The sequence below is a fragment of the Mucilaginibacter gossypii genome (assembly GCF_900100945.1).
Taxonomy (GTDB): Bacteria; Bacteroidota; Bacteroidia; order Sphingobacteriales; family Sphingobacteriaceae; genus Mucilaginibacter; species Mucilaginibacter gossypii.
In genome coordinates, this window is record NZ_FNCG01000021.1 from 59,799 (window position 1) to 76,212 (window position 16,414).

Consider the following 16,414-nt stretch of genomic DNA (forward strand, 5'->3'; position numbering starts at 1 on the left):
AAACCATCCGGATGAAGAACTTACTGCTCATAGCAACAGGCATTGTTTTTAGCATTGCCGTTTATGCACAGCAAACCAAAACCTATGCCGAAAAGCTTGGCTGGCCTAAAGGCGCACGTGTAATTATCCTGCATGTTGACGATGCCGGTATGTCGCACGAATCAAACGAAGGGGTGGAGAAAGCCATTGGTGAGGGTATAGCCACTTCAACCAGTGTGATGATGCCCTGCCCCTGGGTACCAGATTTTAAGCATTATATGGATCAGCACCCGGGAATTGATGCAGGGCTGCACTTAACCTTAACTTCCGAATGGAAAAATTACCGATGGGGGCCGCTTGCGGGTAAGGCAACAGTTCCGGGACTGATTGATAAAGAAGGCGCTTTCTGGCCCGGAGTAGTCGCCGTTTATTTCCATGCTACTGCCGATGAGATTGATAAGGAGATCCGCGCCCAGCTTGACCGTGCCTTAACCATGGGCTTTATACCAACCCATCTCGACTCGCATATGGGTACTTTATTTGCCAAGCCGGCTTTTCTCGAAAAATATATTAACCTCGGCATTGAAAAAAAGATACCGGTAATGCTGCCCGGAGGCGAGGATCTTTTTTACCGCGAGGAAGCAAAGAATGCTACGATAGCACAGCTTAAAAAAGATGGTAAATATACTGAAGGAATGACGATACCCGAACCTGCCGAACTGGCAAAAGCGCGTGAGCTTGGCGACGTAGTCTGGAAAGGAGGTTTGCCGGTACTGGACGATCTCGATAATTCAAGCTATGACTGGGTAATGCCCGATATTGACAAGGCTACTGATAAGGAACTGCAAAAATGGTACACAGACCACTATATCGAAAACTTCGACCGTTTTTCGCCGGGATTAACGATGGTACTGATGCACTGCACACAACCGTCGCCGCAATTTAAAAATATCTGTAACGAAGGCCAGAAACGGAAAGGCGACCTGCTGGCCATGACCGATCCTCGCCTGAAAGCTTATCTTAAACAAAAAGGCTTTATTTTAACCACCTGGAAAGAGGTAATGGAGCGGAGGGTTAAGGTCGGAAAAGAGTAAGTTTGAACTTAAATATAACAACCCGTGCATATCAACATCTTCGGCGCGTCTGGCTCAGGGGTAACTACGCTGGGCAAAACTTTGAGCGAGAGACTTGATTACCCGTATTTCGACAGCGATCATTATTTCTGGTTCCCTTCCGATCCTCCTTTTACTAACCGGCGACCGCCTGAAGAACGAAATGCTATGATTAACAGTGAAATGGCCGGTAATGAAAACTGGATCCTTGGCGGGTCCGTCATCAACTGGAACAATAACTGGCGATTTGATCTGTCGGTATTTTTATATATCCCGCCAGCCATCAGGATTTGGCGTTTGCAGCAAAGAGAGCTTGAACGTTATGGCGATATTATCTATACCGGTAGGGAGCGAAATAAGCTTTATAATGAATTTATTGACTGGGCACGCGGTTATGATGAGCTCATCACCAACAGCCGAAGCCTGCATTCGCATAAGAATTGGATGAACAAGCTCACAACTCCTTTGCTGATTATAGAAGGTGATACAACTGTTGAGGAAAGGGTAGAGGCTGTTTTAGGGAAAATTAAGGAGTTAATTTTGTAATAAAAACAACTCTTCGCCGCCGCTCGGCTCCTGCCGAGTGGCAACTATCCTGCGGCGTCCCGCCGCCGGGATCAAATAAATCAGGTGTTTAACGCAGGCCAGAGGCCTGGTAATAGTTGCCACTCGCCAAGAGGCGAGCGGCGGCAAAATAATTAAAATAAAAAAAACGGGAGGTAACCCCCCCGCTTCAAAATATCTCAAATCGCACATCTAAGAAAGATTACCTCAAGTCCACCAGTTCAACACCCGGGTGACCTTTGGCATCCCATGCAAAAGTAGCGTCAGGAGCAGGTACGTTGGGGGTAAAGGTACGCACGGTATAAGTATACCTGTTGCCGTTTTTATCAAACAGCAAAGCACTGTAGAGCTGTTTTTTTACTTTATCGATAGTAAGCTTCACTTTAAAAATAGCTTTTTTATCATCTTCGGGTGTAAGCTCAATATTTTGGTAAGTTTTACCTGATATCTTTTGCTCGCCGGTGTACAGGTATTTAAACCCTTTTTCATACATGGTAAAAATCTGGGCAGGGTTGCTCAATCCGTCGCCGCTTTTGTCAGCGTCACTTACCTGTACTTCTTTATCTTTTTTAAGGTATGTCCACTGGTTTTTGCCGTCGCTCAAAATTTCTTTGTCTACTTCGGGTTTTGCGGCTGCGCTGTAAAGGGTAACGCGGTATTTACCGGTTTTCGCCCTTGATATCAGGGTGCCGGTTTGTGTTTCTTTAATATTGGCCTGTTGGTTATTCAGGCTAAAGGTAAAATCACTTTTAATAACATCGTACGACCGGTATTTTTGGCTTACCTGGTTTAAAATCGCTTTTGCCTGGCTGTCTTTTTGTGCAAAGGCAGTGCTGTATGTACTTATTGCTAAAATGGTATATGCTATGATCCTTTTCATTCAGTTTTATTCAACAACAACTATTGTTATTAATAGTTATTGGATTAGAGTAATTAAATTTTGCTTGGTTTAATCTTTAATTGGTTTTTGCAGTGTTTCGAGGTAGCGCTCAAGGCTGTATTCGTCGGGATAGAGTACATCACGGGCCTTGCTGCCTTCAAACGGCCCTACAATTCCGGCTGCTTCCAACTGGTCAATAATGCGGCCGGCGCGGTTATAGCCCAGTTTCATTTTGCGTTGGATAAGCGATGTTGAGCCTTGTTGGTGCAGTACAATTAAACGGGCAGCTTCTTCAAACATCGGGTCGCGGTCGTCCGGGTCATATTCTTTGGCGCCGCTGCTGGCTTCACCTTCTCCCACATATTCGGGCAGGTACATGGCCGATGGATAACCTTTCTGGTTGCCGATAAAATCAGATATAGCTTCAACCTCCGGCGTATCCACAAATGCACACTGTAAACGGATCAGGTCGCTACCTGTTGAAAATAGCATATCCCCACGACCGATCAACTGATCAGCGCCGCCGGCATCCAGAATGGTGCGCGAATCGATCTTAGAAAGTACCCTGAAGGCCAGCCTTGACGGGAAGTTGGCTTTGATAGTACCGGTAATGATGTTAACAGAAGGGCGCTGCGTTGCAATAACCAAATGGATACCCACCGCACGTGCCAGCTGCGCAATACGGGCAATAGGCATTTCTACTTCTTTACCGGCAGTCATCATCAAATCGGCAAACTCATCAATCACCAAAACTATAAACGGCAGGTAACGATGTTTTTCAGGGTCGCTGATCTTACGGTTTACAAATTTGGCGTTGTACTCTTTCAGGTTGCGTACCTGCGCGTCTTTCAGCAAGTCATAACGCTGGTCCATTTCAATACAAAGCGAATTGAGCGTGTTTACTACCTTTTTGGTATCGGTGATGATGGCATCGCCATCATCAGGCAGCTTAGCCAAAAAGTGCCTTTCTATCTTACGGAAAAGCGTAAGTTCCACCTTTTTAGGGTCAACCAGTACAAATTTGAGCTCGGCAGGGTGTTTTTTATACAGCAGCGATACCAGAATGGCGTTAATACCAACCGATTTACCCTGGCCGGTGGCTCCGGCAACCAGTAAATGTGGCATCTTGGCCAAATCGGCAATAAAAACTTCGTTAGATATGGTTTTACCTAAAGCGATAGGCAGGTCCATCGTGGTATTCTGGTATTTTTCCGTGGATAGAATAGAGCGCATCGAAACCATCTCGGGATTTTGATTAGGCACTTCAATACCGATGGTTCCCTTGCCAGGCATAGGGGCAATGATACGGATGCCTAATGCAGCTAAACTTAGTGCGATATCATCTTCCAGGTTCTTGATCTTGCTGATCCTTACACCTGGGGCAGGGATGATCTCGTATAAGGTAACCGTTGGGCCAATGGTTGCCTTGATCTTATCAATCTCGATGTTGTAATGGTTCAGCGTTTCAACAATTTTATTCTTGTTGGCTTCCAGCTCTTCGGCATTAACCGAAATCTTGTTTGAACCGTGGTTTTCTAATAACTCCAGGTGCGGAAGTTTGTATGAAGCCAGATCGAGCTTGTGGTCATATATACCAAATTTGCTTAGCAGGTCATCCTGTTTGGCTCCATCAGCCTGTTCAACACTTAATTCGGGCAGAGGCCTGTTGGTATCAATGGTGAGTGGGATTTCTTCTTCCTCTTCGGGTTCGTGTTTAATTGTATTTTCAGGACGCAACACCACAGGTTCATGATATCCGGGCATTTGCTCCATAGGAGGGTGCCTAAGCGGTGATGGAGGTATAAGCGGTTCCTGTACCATGGGCTCGGGCATGATGCTGCTTACATGGGTTTCGCGGATGTTGTTATTGCCCCGGGGCCATTCAAGCGGCATTGACGGCTCTTCATCAATCAGTTCAACAGGTTCAGGTGCTATCTCATCAACACTCATTGCTGCAACCGGGCGGTTTTTACGCTGGGGTATTTTAAAGTCGATGTTATAGGCTATTACCAATACGGTAAGTGCCAAAAACACCAGCAATCCGCCGGTACCCGCTTCACCTATCTGAGCCGCAAGTAAGCGGTTGGTCCAAAAACCGAAACCGCCTTCAAGGTAGTGGGGATAATCAATCACAAATGAATGAAAATAAGCTATCGCCACAGAAATAAAAACAATGCTGAATAACGAATATGCAAGTGTTTTACGTATAGAAAATAGCCTCGCTTTAAAAAGCAGACGATATCCTACAACAAAAAAAACAAAAATAAAAAGGAATGAAGCTACGCCAAACCACTCATAAATAAACTGATTGGATAATAACGCGCCAAACTTGCCCAGCCAGTTTTGCGCCCTGATGGTTGGATCGCTCAGGTCGGCAATTTCATGAACGGTAGTGCCTGTTGAAAGGTTATGCCAGCCGCCGTTTGTTTTGGAAATATAGCTTTGGTCTTCCTGCCAGGTAAACAGGTATGATGTAAAAGCAATGAGGAAAAAAATGGATAATAGCAGTGAAAACAAACCTGCTATTTTAACAGCCTTGCCGTTTTCATAGTCATAGTCAAAGCTGGGCAGTTTAGGTAATTTCCTGCCTTTCGCCCGTTCCTGTTCGGCCTTGCCGCTTTGGCGAGGCTGATTTTCTCCCTTGAAATTATTTGATCTAAACTGGTTTCCTTTTGCCGGCATCCTGATGTAACAATCGTTTATGTGCAAACTTACGTAAAATTTCACCTATGTGAACTTTGCAGTTACACCCGGTAAATATTTTATATAAGATTCAGTAACCTGCAAAAAATTACAGGCCGAATCAATATAAAGTTAACAGATTATATAACTTATTGGCAACATTTTTAATTTTTTAGTATAATTGAAAAACAACATTTACCCGTAACATAAACGTAAATTTAACAAAGTGAATATAGTAGCGCCGTTAATAGTAAACGCTTTACTTAACTAAGTAATGAGCATAGAAAGACTAGAAGAATATATCGCCTCAGCTGATTTAGATAGTATCAATACCCTGCTTGGCCGAGATCCTGCGCTGGCTACTCAAAAAACAAGCCTCAGGGTATCGCCGCTTATGCTTTCGTGCTATTATAAAAAGCCGGAGGTTACCGGTTTACTGTTAAACTATGTAAACGATATTAGTTTGTTTGAAGCGGCTGCGGCCGGCAAATTTGATACGGTTGCCCACCTGGTTACTACTAACCCAAATACTCTTGATGATTACGCCGAAGATGGCTTTACTGCTTTAGGGCTTGCCTGTTATTTTGGGCAGTTTGATGTTGCGCGCTACCTGGTGCTCAAAGGCGCAAATGTTAACCTGCAATCAAATAATGGTTTCAACGTGTTTCCAATTCATTCGGCGGCGGCAGGTAATTATACTGAGATTGCCCGTATGCTGATTGAAAACGGTGCGAAGGTAAATGTGATACAGCAGGCCGGTGCCACACCGCTGCATTCGGCTGCACAAAATGGCAACCTGGAACTCATTATCCTGTTGCTGGAAAATGGTGCCGAGCTTTTTATACGCATGGAAGGCGGCAAACTCCCCGCCGACCTGGCCCGCGAAAAAGGTTTTGAAGAGATAGCTGAAATTTTGAGTTGATGTTTAAATGCTTAATTTTAAACTGGTTAAGTGATAGCTTTTTACTAAAGATGAGCGTTTTTTAAGGCTTATCGCATGTTTTCGTACCGGGGGCTTTTATATATTTGTAATAACCTGAATTATAACAAATGAAAGAAATAGCGCTGCTTATTCACGAAGACATTAATCTTTCAACCATATCGGGCGTATTGGATATGGTGAGGCATACTAACCGTTTTTTGGTAGAAAGCGGCAAAACCGAGGCCTTTAGTGTAATGCTTGTAGGCGAAAAAATAAACAATAACCTGCTTTATTTCCCTGCCCAGTTTACCGGTTTTAAAACCATTGATGAGATCAAAGATATCGATCTGGTAATAGCCCCGGCGTTTTATGGTCCGCCTGATTTGGTGATGCGTAAAAACAAAAACCTGATTGATTTTATAAGGGACATGTACAATAAGGGCGCGGAAGTGGCCAGCCTGTGTTTCGGTAGTTATTTTTTGGCCGAAGCGGGTGTGCTTAACGGCAAACCCTGTACTACACATTGGGTTGCTGTTGATGATATGAAACGCCGCTATCCGGATGTGAATATTTTACCCGATATGGTAACCACCGATAAAGACGGGACTTATACCAGTGGCGGTGCTTTTTCAAGCATGAACCTGATCCTGTACCTGATTGAAAAATATTGTGGCAGGGATACCGGTATTTGGGCAAGTAAAATGTTTTCGCTGGATATTGACCGTACCAGCCAGGCGCACTTTAAAGTATTTGAAGGGCAGCATCAGCATGAAGACCAGGAAATAATGCGTTCGCAGTTGTTTATCGAAAATAATTACCACCTGCCTATTTCGGTAGAGGAGATTGCCGGACAAACCAATATGAGTAAGCGTAATTTCATTCGCCGGTTTAAAAGTGCCACGCAGAATACGCCAATGGAATACCTGCAAAAGGTAAAGATCGAATCTGTAAAAAAAGGCCTCGAGAAAACCAATTTCAATATCAGCGAGCTGATGTACAAAGTTGGTTATAACGACCTGAAAACGTTCAGGAAGATCTTTAAACGGATAACAGGCTTAACTCCGCAGGATTACAGGAGTAAATATTGCCGCAGGGCAGTGCTGGAGAATTGAATGCCCCCCTGTAAATCTCCCCCGGGAGGGGAGACTTGAAAAACTCTTAAGCCCTCTCCTTTGGAGAGGGTTGGGTGAGGCTCGTTGTTTCGTACCTCAATGACACTTTTATAGTATGGGTTTTAAACAACTTCAGCTTTACTTTCTTTTACCTTATCAGTTTTTTCTTGCTCCCCAAGCGATTCAAAATAGGTCTTTTTAACCACTGTTGTCATTTTATGATCGCCCGTATGGCTCCAGCCGGGTGGCATTATAACGTACAGAAACTTGTTTTTAATACCGGGCGCCTTGCGTACATCTTTGGCCAGCGCTATTATCTCGCCAAAATAAGCATCCAAAAAGCTGTTTTTAATCATGGGGCGACTGATGCCATATTCAATAGGGATCTTGCGGTCTTCATTTTGGAAGGTGCCGAAAACTTTATCCCATATCGGTAACAAGTTACAGAAATTGGTATCCATATATAATGGATTACGCGCATGATGTACCCTGTGATGCGATGGTGTAAGTACGATTCTGTTGAGGAAGCCAAGTCGTCCATCTTCAATAAGGTTTTCACCAATGTGGATCATAGATCCCCAAAATCCATCAATAAACATAATTACAAACAGCATAGGCGGGTTTACACCTAATAAAATACAAATGCTGGTGCGGATGAGATCTGCATAAGGCGCTTCAAGAAAGAAATGGGCAAAGGTAACTGAAAGGTTCATGCTTTCGGGCGCGTGATGGGTTGAGTGGAGGCACCACAGGATCCTCACCTTGTGCGCAAGGTAGTGATACCAAAAATGAGCAAACTCCCATACTATATAGCCGTAAATAAACCAGTACCAGGTAAACGTGGTTTTGAAAATAGCAAACCGCGAAAAAAAACCGATACAAAAACCTACCATGGCAATGGAAAGTACGCTGCCTATAAAAGCATTTAGTACATATGTCCAAAAAGAGATCTTGTAATGGATCACCTTGAATTTTTTATAAAAGGCTCCCCTGATGATCTCAAACACCAAAAGTACAGGCAGCATAGGGCCCAATAAAGCCGTAATGCCATCATAGGTAAGCAGTTTGCCATAATCGCCCGATTTGATGATGGTATACAATCCGCCGAGGCCAAAAAATCCTGTAATATGCTCGTATATCGTTTTTAAAAAATCCATATCGAAAATTAGGTTTACCGGTAAAAGGTTTTATTCAAATTTAGGAAAATTAATTTGTATATATGTAGGTACATGTAAATTCTTTGAAAGGATATCAACATCACACATCAGGGCTGACCTGCCTGTGCTCTTCGGTCCTTTTTATTATCAATGATAAATTAGCTTATTAAATAAAGTGAAAAGAAATGAGGGAGCATCAAATAAAAAGGGTAACGAGTGTAGTGATGCCAGGAGTGAGTAACTCTGCATCAATCCCGAAACAATCTATTAACAGCAAGGTTATTTCTCTAAATTTACCTCAAAAAATCATCTGATATGAAATTATTTAACCGTGCTTTTATATTATTTTTAGTGTGTATGATCCGGTACAGTTTAGTTAACGCACAATCAACACCTTTGCCCCAAACTTCTGCCAACAGTCCGCTACAAAACAACCGCATCAAAATTGATTCCCTCGATAAAAAATTGATAGCCTTATTGGGCGAACGCGAGAGGGTAGTAAAAGAGATAGGCATTTACAAAGCAAAAAACAATATACCGGCCCTCCAAGCCGACCGTTTTAAACAGGTACTGGAGAAAACTGTCGAAGCCGGAAAACAGGAGGGGCTCTCCGCCACATTCATTACAGAACTTATGAACGCTATCCATAAAGAAAGTCTGCGCATTGAGGAAGAAATTAAGGCTCAAAAACAATAGCCGGTGTAAAAAATACACTATAATTTAAAAAGCATTTTAGCGCATCAAATTTGTAAGCTATTTCTATACGAGTTATCGTTCAATGTATTTATTATCAATTGATTAAACTAAGATAAAATTTGGTATTAAGGCGTATCAATTTGCCCGGCACGACCTTTTGAGGTGATAATTTATATCGTGATTTTTGCTTTTTTTTAATTAAGTTTAATAAATTTGACAACTCCGGTTAGCCACAGTCCAGGCTTGTAACCAAGCCGGTAAGCCTATTAATTAAACTCATGCAAAAAAAGTATTTAATTGCCTGTTTCATCGCGGGCGGATTATTAAAGATTGGCTTTGTCAGCGCCCAGGGTAAAGCGCCTTATTCGGTAATGGGTAAATCGGTCAAGGTGATTGTCTCTGAGCAAAAGGCCGGGTATAAATTTAAAGAAACCGAAACCCTGAAGTTTGCAGATAAGCCTCAACCTGCAGAAACAGAGGTGGCAGTTTTTATTGATCCGTCCAAAACATTCCAAACGATGATAGGAATTGGCGGTGCGCTTACAGATGCGGCAGCCGAAACTTATGCCAAACTGCCAAAAGATAAACAAAAGGAATTTTTAACTGCTTACTATAATAAAGCCAAAGGCATTGGTTACTCCTTTGGCCGCACCAATATTCAAAGCTGTGATTTTTCGAGCGATAGCTACAGTTATGTAAAAGATGGTGATAAGGAATTAAAAACCTTTGATATTAGTCATGATAAAACCTACCGGATTCCTTTTATTAAAGCGGCCGCAGCGGCTGCGGGAGGTAAACTGACCATGTTTGTATCACCCTGGAGCCCTCCTGCTTTTATGAAAGATAATAACGATGTACTGCATGGAGGTAAGCTCAAAAAGGAATTTGATCAAAGCTGGGCCAACTTTTACGTTAAGTTTATTAAAGCTTATGAAAAAGAAGGGGTTCCTATATGGGGCCTTTCGGTACAAAACGAACCGATGGCTAAGCAAACATGGGAATCATGCATGTATACTGCCGAAGAGGAGCGTGATTTTGTAAAGAACTTTTTAGGCCCAACCTTGCAAAAACGAGGCCTGGCCGATAAAAAACTGATAGTTTGGGACCATAACCGAGATTTGCTTTACCAACGTGCCAGCACTATCCTGGAAGATCCTGCAGCGGCCAAATATATCTGGGGTATCGGTTTCCATTGGTATGAAACCTGGACCGGGGCGGGCCAAAATTTTGAAGCTACCCGCCGTACCCATGAAGCATTCCCCGGCAAAAACCTGGTATTTACCGAAGGTTGTATCGAAAAATTTGATTTCAACAAGATCAATGACTGGTCGCTTGGCGAACGTTACGGCCTTTCAATGATCAATGACTTTAACGCCGGTACCGTTGCCTGGACCGACTGGAACGTTTTGCTTGACGAAAACGGCGGGCCAAATCACGTAGGTAACTTTTGCTTTGCCCCGGTACATGCCGACCTGCGCAACGGAAGCCTCATCTACACCAGTTCATACTATTACATAGGCCATTTCTCTAAATATATTCACCCCGGTGCAAAACGCATTAGCGCGGTGGCCAGCAGGGATAAGCTATTAACAACCGCTTACCAAAACCCCGATGGCTCAATTGCGGTGGTGGTAATGAACAAAACCGACGAAAAAATAGATTACAGCCTTTGGATAAAAGGAAAAGCGGCAGGCACTACTGCCCTGCCGCACTCAATTGCTACACTTATAGTGAAGTGATTTTTATAAAAATCTTTAGTTCAATCAATCAACTAAATCTCTGGTATGGTGGGTCATTTATGATCCACCATTATCATTACCGGGAAATGGTCGCTGGGCTCCTTAGCCTCATATTTATCCGATCCTTTAGCCTTTGCCCTGTAGGTATCCGTTAAGATCCCGTATCTCTTTACCGTAAAATCTTTGGTTACAAAAATATGATCGATACGGCCGCTGGTTTTACCATTAGCATCGAAGTCATTAAAAGTACCATTGGTAGCATATTTTATGGGCGATAGCCCATAGCTATCCTTCAACGTCCCCGAGTTATTGATTACCGCGTAGCTGTCAGACGTTTGATCAACATTAAAATCGCCCGATAAAATAGCAGGCGAGTTACCGCCTAACTCTTTCACTTTTTTCAATACCAGTTTTGCGCTCTCACGGCGGGCAATCACACCTATATGGTCCATATGCAGGTTAAAGTAGTAAAACTTGTAACCGGTTTTTTTCTCCCGGAAATATCCCCATGAGCATATCCTTGGAAGTGCGGCATCCCAGCCTTTGTTGGGCTTGTTGGTAATCGGCGCCATCCAGAAATCGCCATGTTTCAACAGTTTAAATTTATCCTTTTTGTAAAAAATGGCCGAGAACTCGCCGGCAGTTTTACCATCATCCCGGCCTATGCCGGTAAAAACGTACTGGGGCATGGCCTGTTTTAAACCCTCAAGCTGGTGTACCAAGCCTTCCTGGGTGCCAAAAATATCCCAGTCATGAAAGCGGATGAGCTGCGTTATAACCGGCAGGCGCTGTTTCCAGCCATTGCCTCGTACAGAATCATCATTTGTGGCATTATCATTACGTAAATTATACGTGGCAATAGTAAGCTGATGTTGGCCATAACTTGCTGAAACAGAAAGTATAGCCATAAATAATAAAGAAAGTAGTTTTTTCATAGTAATATTTAGATAAGATGCCAACGGCACTTGAACAAAGTTAAAAGTAAATATTACGTTATAACATAAGTTATACACTGAAGAGTATTTAACCGGCGAAAACTTACGAGGGTTCAAAATTTTGTAAGCCAGGAGTAATTCTATTCAGAATTTAAAGAAACATGCAAGGACACCGATAACAAGCTTAGCCTGGCATTAGCTGGTATCGCTACTATCCCGAACATTGGCGGGTGAGTTTACTCAAACACTACCGTTTTGTTCTTATACACAAATACCCGGTCTTCAAAAACAAGCTTTAGGGCCTTGGCTAATACGGCAGTTTCCACTTCCTGGCCGGCTTTTACCATGTCTGTCCAGCTATATGAGTGGTTTACCGGAACAATTTGCTGGGCAATGATCGGCCCTTCGTCCAACTCATTTGATACGTAGTGCGCTGTTGCCCCTATGAGTTTCACACCCCGTTCAAACGCCTGCTTATAGGGATTGGCACCTATAAACGCGGGTAAAAACGAGTGATGGATATTAATGATCTTCATCGGAAATTCAGCCACAAATTGGGGTGAGAGGATCCGCATAAATTTAGCCAGTACCACGTAATCAGGAGTATATCGTTTAATGGTACCAATCACCTTTTGTTCAAATTCAGCCTTGCTTACCTGCTCATGGCTGATATGATAAAAAGGAATGTCAAATCGCTCGCATATGTTTTGCAGCTTGGCGTGATTACCGATAACGCATTGCACACTTGCGCCCAGGGTATTAAAGTGGTTACGCACCAGGATATCGCTCAGGCAATGATACTCTTTGGTAGCCAGTACAACCACTTTCTTCACGGGCTCAGGGTTTACTGAAATATAAGCCCCTTCGGGCAGTATCTTACGTAATGAATCTTCGAGGCTGGCGTCGTCGCCTTGTTCAACTTCCAGGCGCGTAAAAAAAACATTTTCGTTATGATCAACATGCTCTCGCATGGAAACTATATTGAGCAGGTGTTTGGCTAATGTTGCAGATATGGCCGCCACTAGGCCCACTTTGTCTTTACACTGTATTACAATAATCATGGTTTAATGATACAAAGAATTTTGCTGAATATATAACAAGCATTTCTCTTTAAATTATTCTACAACTTATTGTAGCAAAGCCATGTGCTGTACCGTAAGGTATCTTATAAACCCACAATTATGAAAATTATCCTGTTAGCAGTATCCATAATTTTATTAGGTAGTATAACCGCCTGTAATAAAGGCGATCTTCCCGGCCCGGGCAGCAGCAGTATTGTTGGCAAATGGCGCTGGATAAAATCAGTTGGCGGTATTGGCGGCTTTACCGTTACGCCACAAAGCAGCGGCTACAATATTCGAAATGAATTTTATGCTGATAGCAGTTTCAAAAGGTTCCAAAACAACGTGCTACAGATTAGCGGCAATTTTCGCACTACTCCAAACTATCAATATAGCCCAACAGAAAAGGCAGATATATTATTGATCTCCGGGCCTACGCTTGATACTCGCCCGGTTTCATACCTCATAAGGCACGATACGCTTTACCTGAATGAGATTTATATAGCCGATGGGTATAGTGAGGTATATGTACGGATGAAATAATTGCCGTTACTCCCCCCGGCACCGCTATGCTCGTTACCTCCTCTCTAAATAAGCATAAAGAGAGGAGGTGTTTTTTGCCCGCTTTGCAACGCAGAGAAGAACACAGGAGGGGGTAAGTAAACTGTAAGCTACACTTACCTTATATAATAGTTATTTAGCGTAATGCCCTATCTTCATCATATCCCGTACGGCGCTTGCTAATGAGGACTTCTCATTATTATCGAGTTCTTTTTTCTTTTCGCCATCATTAAACTGATAGGTAATACGCCCGTTATAATCGCTTTCGGCACTTATTTCAAAGTCATTATTTTTGTATTTTACCTTCCCATTAGGCGAGATCCTGCTGATGCCCGTGCTATCAGCGGTAAAATACACGTGCCCCCAGTATTCAATCCGTCTTACTCTACCATCAGCGTTTTCAGAAATCACTGTATGCCTTCCGCCTATGTGGCAGGCATCTAATAAGGCTATCAAACCTATGACAACCAATACATAACCTAATAATTTTTTCATGTTGTTGTTTTTTTTAATGTTGATTATTTTAATTGACGCTGCTCTTTGATGTTGAGCAGTTTAATAAAGCAGGAGCCGAGCGATATAAACCAAACCGACCAACCCAGGTGGGCCAATCTTTGAATAAGCCCGGTATAATTGTTTTGAATAGTAGCCGAAGGAATGAAGCGGATAAAGATGAGCAGCATAATACCCAGGCTTAATAGCGAAAGCTTCCTGATCTGTCTAAACTCCTCTCCCCGCCATAAGATAGCAGAAAGCAGCGCACCTGCGTAAAGGAGTAAAAACACCGGCCCGGATGCCGAATGCAGCGGGTTGCCTGCATGAAATATAGCCGCCCAGCCAAACATGATAGGGAAACCTATCACCCCAAACACCGGCAGGATATTAAGCCCCAACTGGCTGCAAGCAATAAACAGGCCCGCCATAAAAAACACGCTGAGCACTGTATTGAGCAGCGTAAATGTTTCCATCAGCGTTTCAGATTTTGTGCCGATAGCGCCCAGCTCACTGATTGTATTGCTGAAATGATTGTAATTACCATGCACAAACCCGCAAACAATGGTTGAAAGCCAAAATACAATGGGAATAATGATGCCGGTATAGAGTAGCGGTTTAGTGTCCATTTTAATAATATTCAACTTGTTTTTCTTTCGACTAAAACAAAGTTAATATTAAACATGGTACTATACAATACATAGTACTATGTTTTTTATTTTATTTTTTCAAAACTCTTTAATGGCTTCGCCAAAATGTGTTAGTTTAAAAATGGATTGACGAAACCTGAATTTGATTTAGATGCACTTCGCCCTTGTCAGGCAGGGAGGGGGGCAACACAGCGTAATATCACAGAGATGAAACAGATACCGGTTATACCCATACATTTATTCACCATCACAAAAATGTGCTAACTTCGCGGCATGTATCAGTTGATAAAACCCATCCTGTTTAAGTTCGATCCGGAAAATGTGCATTACTTTGTTACCCGCAACCTGAAGCGCTTTAATCGTTTTCCGGGTGGTGCATCGTTAAGTAAAGCGATGTGGGATGTAAAAGATCCGAAGCTTGAACGCGAGGTTTTTGGTCTGAAGTTCAGGAACCCGGTTGGACTGGCTGCAGGTTTTGATAAAAACGCCGAAATGATGGGCGAAATGGCCAACCTTGGTTTTGGTTTTGTTGAGATTGGTACTGTTACACCGCTGCCGCAACCTGGTAACGAAAAGCCACGCATGTTCCGCCTGCCGGAAGATAGCGCGCTCATTAACCGCATGGGGTTTAATAATTTTGGTGTAGACATAGCTGCCGAACGAATCGCAGCTTTCAGGCGCGATCAGAAAAATATCAACAAACAACTGATCATTGGCGGCAACATTGGTAAAAACAAGGTTACCCCTAATGAGGATGCTGTTAACGACTACATTAAATGCTTTGACCGCCTGTTTGATGTAGTTGATTATTTTGTAGTAAACGTAAGTTCACCCAATACTCCGGGCTTGCGTGCCCTGCAGGAAAAGGGACCTTTGATGGAAATTTTGAATACATTACAGCAACGTAATAATAAAAACGGTATCAGCAGACCTATCCTGCTAAAAATAGCGCCTGATTTAACTGATTCCCAACTGGACGATATTGTTGATATTGTGCAGCAAACAGGCATAGCCGGGGTAATTGCCACCAATACCACTATCAGCCGTGAAAACCTTTCATCTCCATCGAAATTAAAAGGAGAAACCGGCGGTTTGAGTGGTAAGCCACTTACCCAACGCTCAACAGAAGTTATTGCTTATCTGCATAAAAAATCTAACGGATCATTCCCCATCATCGGAGTGGGGGGGATTCACTCTGCCGAAGATGCCATTGAGAAGCTGAATGCAGGTGCATCTTTGGTACAGCTTTATACTGGCTTTATTTATGAAGGGCCTGGGCTGATTGGAAGGATTAACAGGAAGCTTCTGAACCGTGATTCTTAGTATTTGAGGATTGCCCTGAAATATACATTTTGATGCCGGATATCCCCGTTTCCTCGCGGAGACCTTATGCCTTTTAGTTTATTGAATGATATTTTTGTCTGAATCCGTAAGGACATGGGCTTCGGAAGAAAATATCAAGTCCATCCTCAAATCCTGACAATCATGGTTCAAAATCATAATGCAAAAAAAGTCCCGCCGGAAACCGGCAGGACTTTAAATTTTTTTTCCGAAGAAAGAGAGAATTATTTGCCTAATGCGATATCTAAAGCTGCATTGTTTTTAGCTATCTGGCTGTGTTTTGACTCAGCAGAACGGCTTCCGTATTCAAGGTTAGTAGCCAGTTTCAAGAACTGTACTTCCAAGCGTGAAAAAGTTTTATTTCTCCTGTCTTTTCTTTTTAAACGAGTAACGCCCATTGTCTTTTATTTTAAATTTTTTTAACCCTGAGGTCGGAAGCGGATTCGAACCGCTGTAAAAGGTTTTGCAGACCTCTGCCTAGCCACTCGGCCATCCGACCCTTTTTTAAGGACTGCAAAGATAGTAATTATT

General features: G+C 42.9%; 16 protein-coding genes and 1 tRNA gene. 8 read left to right on the plus strand and 9 right to left on the minus strand.

The window, feature by feature from the left end; translation table 11 throughout:
- Positions 1 to 11 precede the first annotated feature (11 nt).
- Positions 12 to 1,073 (plus strand): polysaccharide deacetylase family protein, encoded by a 1,062-nt coding sequence (locus BLS28_RS26965; protein WP_091175081.1) that lies wholly within the window; start codon positions 12 to 14, stop codon positions 1,071 to 1,073.
- A 24-nt stretch (positions 1,074 to 1,097) separates the two neighbouring features.
- Positions 1,098 to 1,637, plus strand: a complete 540-nt coding sequence (locus BLS28_RS26970; RefSeq protein ID WP_091175083.1) for an AAA family ATPase — start codon at positions 1,098 to 1,100, stop codon at positions 1,635 to 1,637.
- Between the two features lie 220 nt (positions 1,638 to 1,857).
- On the opposite strand, the gene lolA1 is transcribed toward BLS28_RS26970, so the two are convergent.
- Together lolA1 and BLS28_RS26985 are read right to left on the minus strand one after the other, a co-directional pair.
- The gene (gene lolA1, locus BLS28_RS26980; RefSeq protein ID WP_091175087.1) at positions 1,858 to 2,535 is read right to left on the minus strand and encodes an outer membrane lipoprotein periplasmic chaperone LolA1; all 678 of its coding nucleotides are present in this window, start codon (positions 2,533 to 2,535) and stop codon (positions 1,858 to 1,860) included.
- A gap of 69 nt (positions 2,536 to 2,604) precedes the next feature.
- Positions 2,605 to 5,217, minus strand: coding sequence for an FtsK/SpoIIIE family DNA translocase (locus tag BLS28_RS26985; protein WP_091175089.1), 2,613 nt, complete (start codon positions 5,215 to 5,217; stop codon positions 2,605 to 2,607).
- Between the two features lie 274 nt (positions 5,218 to 5,491).
- Between BLS28_RS26985 and BLS28_RS26990 the strand changes: the two genes are divergently transcribed.
- Positions 5,492 to 6,139 (plus strand): ankyrin repeat domain-containing protein, encoded by a 648-nt coding sequence (locus BLS28_RS26990; protein ID WP_090527806.1) that lies wholly within the window; start codon positions 5,492 to 5,494, stop codon positions 6,137 to 6,139.
- A gap of 128 nt (positions 6,140 to 6,267) precedes the next feature.
- Positions 6,268 to 7,251: a GlxA family transcriptional regulator gene (locus tag BLS28_RS26995; protein ID WP_091175091.1), complete on the plus strand. Its 984-nt coding sequence runs from the start codon at positions 6,268 to 6,270 to the stop codon at positions 7,249 to 7,251.
- 122 nt (positions 7,252 to 7,373) lie between these two features.
- Here BLS28_RS26995 and BLS28_RS27000 read toward each other — a convergent pair whose 3' ends face one another.
- Positions 7,374 to 8,408 (minus strand): sterol desaturase family protein, encoded by a 1,035-nt coding sequence (locus BLS28_RS27000; protein ID WP_091175093.1) that lies wholly within the window; start codon positions 8,406 to 8,408, stop codon positions 7,374 to 7,376.
- A 315-nt stretch (positions 8,409 to 8,723) separates the two neighbouring features.
- Here BLS28_RS27000 and BLS28_RS27005 point away from each other — a divergent pair, with 315 nt between their 5' ends.
- Both BLS28_RS27005 and BLS28_RS27010 read left to right on the plus strand, forming a co-directional pair.
- Positions 8,724 to 9,104 carry a chorismate mutase gene (locus BLS28_RS27005; protein WP_091175095.1) on the plus strand — a complete coding sequence of 127 codons (381 nt, stop codon included), beginning with the start codon at positions 8,724 to 8,726 and terminating at the stop codon, positions 9,102 to 9,104.
- Between the two features lie 278 nt (positions 9,105 to 9,382).
- Positions 9,383 to 10,843, plus strand: a complete 1,461-nt coding sequence (locus tag BLS28_RS27010; protein ID WP_091175098.1) for a glycoside hydrolase family 30 protein — start codon at positions 9,383 to 9,385, stop codon at positions 10,841 to 10,843.
- Positions 10,844 to 10,896: 53 nt separating this feature from the next.
- Here the strand turns inward: BLS28_RS27010 and BLS28_RS27015 are convergent, their stop codons facing one another.
- Positions 10,897 to 11,778 carry an endonuclease/exonuclease/phosphatase family protein gene (locus tag BLS28_RS27015; protein WP_091175100.1) on the minus strand — a complete coding sequence of 294 codons (882 nt, stop codon included), beginning with the start codon at positions 11,776 to 11,778 and terminating at the stop codon, positions 10,897 to 10,899.
- A 236-nt stretch (positions 11,779 to 12,014) separates the two neighbouring features.
- On the minus strand, positions 12,015 to 12,839 hold the full coding sequence (gene purU, locus BLS28_RS27020) for a formyltetrahydrofolate deformylase (RefSeq protein ID WP_091175103.1): 825 nt from the start codon (positions 12,837 to 12,839) through the stop codon (positions 12,015 to 12,017).
- 120 nt (positions 12,840 to 12,959) lie between these two features.
- Here purU and BLS28_RS27025 point away from each other — a divergent pair, with 120 nt between their 5' ends.
- Positions 12,960 to 13,382 (plus strand): hypothetical protein, encoded by a 423-nt coding sequence (locus BLS28_RS27025; RefSeq protein ID WP_129570539.1) that lies wholly within the window; start codon positions 12,960 to 12,962, stop codon positions 13,380 to 13,382.
- A gap of 150 nt (positions 13,383 to 13,532) precedes the next feature.
- Here the strand turns inward: BLS28_RS27025 and BLS28_RS27030 are convergent, their stop codons facing one another.
- Both BLS28_RS27030 and BLS28_RS27035 read right to left on the minus strand, forming a co-directional pair.
- Positions 13,533 to 13,895, minus strand: a complete 363-nt coding sequence (locus tag BLS28_RS27030) for a hypothetical protein (protein WP_091175107.1) — start codon at positions 13,893 to 13,895, stop codon at positions 13,533 to 13,535.
- Between the two features lie 23 nt (positions 13,896 to 13,918).
- Entirely contained in the window at positions 13,919 to 14,521 is a 603-nt protein-coding gene (locus BLS28_RS27035) for a DUF998 domain-containing protein (RefSeq protein ID WP_091175110.1), read from the minus strand.
- A 294-nt stretch (positions 14,522 to 14,815) separates the two neighbouring features.
- On the opposite strand from BLS28_RS27035, the gene BLS28_RS27040 reads away from it, so the two are divergent.
- Complete coding sequence (locus tag BLS28_RS27040; protein ID WP_091175113.1) at positions 14,816 to 15,865, plus strand: quinone-dependent dihydroorotate dehydrogenase; 1,050 nt, start codon at positions 14,816 to 14,818, stop codon at positions 15,863 to 15,865.
- A gap of 242 nt (positions 15,866 to 16,107) precedes the next feature.
- Here the strand turns inward: BLS28_RS27040 and BLS28_RS27045 are convergent, their stop codons facing one another.
- Together BLS28_RS27045 and BLS28_RS27050 are read right to left on the minus strand one after the other, a co-directional pair.
- A complete protein-coding gene (locus tag BLS28_RS27045; protein ID WP_090527770.1) occupies positions 16,108 to 16,281 on the minus strand; it encodes a spore protein in 174 nt (57 codons plus the stop codon).
- A 30-nt stretch (positions 16,282 to 16,311) separates the two neighbouring features.
- A tRNA-Cys gene (locus tag BLS28_RS27050) sits at positions 16,312 to 16,382 on the minus strand.
- Between the last annotated feature and the right edge of the window lie 32 nt (positions 16,383 to 16,414).